The sequence below is a fragment of the Arsenophonus endosymbiont of Bemisia tabaci Q2 genome, from assembly GCF_902713415.1.
Taxonomy (GTDB): Bacteria; Pseudomonadota; Gammaproteobacteria; order Enterobacterales; family Enterobacteriaceae; genus Arsenophonus.
In genome coordinates, this window is sequence record NZ_CACTIE010000246.1 from 1 (window position 1) to 2,776 (window position 2,776).

The following is a 2,776-nucleotide window of genomic DNA, read 5'->3' on the forward strand; positions in this document are numbered from 1 at the left end:
TCAACCCTTCTTCTTCCATCGTAAATATCACTTTACGTCTAAAATCAATTGAATAGCTCATATAAATAATGTCATCAAAATTAAGTCGCTTAGCTATACAACAGTAATTTCAAAATTGAGCCAAAGGCTTCTCATGTCTAGATTAACAGACCCAATTAAGCTTAACTCACCATCAACAGATAGGCTTTTAGTATGCAAAAGCCCATCGTTGAACTGATAGATCTTAACGCCCGCTTCTAACAATTCAGAGTAAAATGCCGGGCTTGCGCAGCGAACTAAAAAAGAATTATTTCGATTAGGAATGACCATTAACACTTCGACACCCCGCATCGCTGCAGTGCAAATAGCATGGATGAGATCATCACTAGGAACAAAGTAGGGTGTGGTAAGGATCAGCTGTTTGCGGGCAGAAAAAATTGCGGTCATCAAAGATTGCTGGATTAATCCTTCCGGAAAGCCGGGCCCTGAAGCAATGACTTGAGTTGTATGTCCAGTAGCTTGTTCAAACGGCATAATATTGGTTTTCTGGAGGAGGAGGAAGAATGCGTTGACCGGTTTCCATTTCCCAATCAAATGCATAAACAATGCCAAGGGTTGTTGAGACTGGTCCTTCCATCCGAACAACAATATCTACCCATTGTCCCACACCGGCATTTTGCTTAAAAAAGAGAGGGTCAACCATATTCATACTACCAACATAGAAATATAATTATCAATAATAATTATATTTCTATGTTGGCGTAGATCCATTCGTCGTAGAAAAAAGCGGAGCAAATTTACTTTTAGTGATTCTATTAGTTCTATTCCGGTTTCAGGCATTTTTTTGGTTGATGGCTGTGAAAAAAAGACCAGCTACCCGCAGAATCAATCATAATTCCGCATTTTACACCACGTTTTGCTGCATTGATCAGAGCTTCGGTAACCTCATCAACTAACCCTCCGTCTTGCCAAATATAAAATACCATTTCGATATTGTAATAGGCTGAATTAATATCGCGTATAATGGTATTTAAAGCGTCTTGATAATTGGTTAAAAGTTGAATTTTATTTCCTTTAATGCCCTCAATTCCTTGTCTTTTTTCGCAGAGTTCAAATAAAGGTTCTGCCACTCGGCTATTGCTTTTGCAAAAAATATGTTTAGATTGTTTGAGTTTTTCAAGCCAGATTTCGACTGAAGGCCACATATTCATTGCTTTAATTACTTGTCGCTTGCCAAGGTGTAACTCACCAAAAGCCAGATAAGCAATAACGTCAACTAGTGGGATGATGTAAATAATCAATAGCCAGGTTAGGACAGAAGTCACCGGACGGCGTTTTAATAAAATGCGTATAGTAACCGTGGCAATCATTAGCCAGTACAGAAAAAGCACAGCCGAGTTTAATAGTATATAGAGGGTTGCCATAGGCAAAGATGTTCCTATCTTAGAGTTGGTTCGATATTATTGATTATCTGGTTATTCACTATAGCAATAGCAAAATAAAATTTTTTATGAATATGAAAAGTACGATTTTTAGCTTAAGTGAAAGTAATTTAATGTATTTTATGAATATTTTAATTATTTTTATATTTTTTTGCTATATCCATGAACGTTAATTTGTCAGATTAAATAGTCACTTATTATTATACACTTCAAATGCTAAGCTTGGTTACTTTAAATAAATTAAATATGTTAATAATTGGTTTTCTTTTATGGCTTACTATGTCGATATCGTTAGTAAAAAACTAGATCATTAGCTAATTTTATCGTCAACAAGATACTTTTTTAAACTTAGCAGGTTATCCTTATTGAATATGATTGCTATTTGCATTTAGAATAGAACTTATTTAATTTGCTTATTTTAAGCAAGAATTTTCTCATGCGTTGGATCCGTTCGGCATCATTTATTGTCTTATCATCATTCCTTCATGCTTCGTTAGCGGTATCTTGGTTTTTATTATAGCCTACATTATCAGCTTCTTCAGCTGAATCTATGTCAGTAACCATGGTCGCTTTAGCTGCACCTAGTGGTATTAGCCAGTCGGTAAATGTTAAACAGCCAGTAACGGAAATCGCGCCTAAAATAGAGCCTGATATTGAAGCCAAACTGGCGTTACCTATGAAAAAAAGGTCACGCCAAAAAAATCGATCGTTAAACAAAATTCTAAATCTAAGCAGTTAGTAGAAAATCATATTAAAAAAACTATTACCGAACAGACAAATCAATCACAAGCTAATGTCGTGAGAAAATTAGCAAGCGATGATCATGTTGGTGTTAATAAAAATCAGCAGACTAATCAAATAGCTTCCTCATCAATTTCTATTGATGGCCCCAGAGCATTAAGAATTCAACATCCAGATTACCCTGATCCCGCTCGTAAACTTGGTAAAAAAGGTTATGTTAATGTTCTATATGATATTGATGAAAATGGTAGAGTTGTTAACTTAGAAGTAGTTGATTCATAACCTAGAGGTTTGTTCGAACGTGAAGTTAAGCGGGCAATGAATCGTTGGTATAGCTGGGCGACTTTAAAATGATTACAAGTAATTACTCTATATCAGTAAATTTATATTCGAGAAAAACATATATAGCTAAGGGACTTAATTTTGATGACATTATTTATATATATGAACTATTCAATTGATTTTAGACGTAAAGTGATATTTACGATGGAAGAAGAAGGGTTGAGTATCCGAGGAACAGCGAAGCAATTTCGGATTGGCTCTGCATCTGTATCGCGTTGGATTAATCAAATAGAGCCAAAAGCATCGACTACGCGTCAGCGAAAAATCGATAA

The 2,776-nt window shown here is 35.3% G+C and carries 3 protein-coding genes and 1 pseudogene; 2 read left to right on the plus strand and 2 right to left on the minus strand.

Annotated features, from left to right (window positions below):
• Window positions 1–96: 96 nt before the first annotated feature.
• Window positions 97–1,403, minus strand: a pseudogene (cls, locus tag ARSQ2_RS10690) (cardiolipin synthase); the annotation flags it as partial.
• Between the two features lie 501 nt (window positions 1,404–1,904).
• On the minus strand, window positions 1,905–2,084 hold the full coding sequence (locus ARSQ2_RS10695; RefSeq protein ID WP_181995288.1) for a hypothetical protein: 180 nt from the start codon (window positions 2,082–2,084) through the stop codon (window positions 1,905–1,907).
• Between the two features lie 135 nt (window positions 2,085–2,219).
• Here ARSQ2_RS10695 and ARSQ2_RS10700 point away from each other — a divergent pair, with 135 nt between their 5' ends.
• Both ARSQ2_RS10700 and ARSQ2_RS15085 read left to right on the plus strand, forming a co-directional pair.
• Window positions 2,220–2,444: a TonB family protein gene (locus ARSQ2_RS10700; protein ID WP_181995289.1), complete on the plus strand. Its 225-nt coding sequence runs from the start codon at window positions 2,220–2,222 to the stop codon at window positions 2,442–2,444.
• Between the two features lie 204 nt (window positions 2,445–2,648).
• The coding region (locus ARSQ2_RS15085; protein ID WP_420837775.1) for an IS630 transposase-related protein at window positions 2,649–2,776 on the plus strand (128 nt) is incomplete at its 3' end.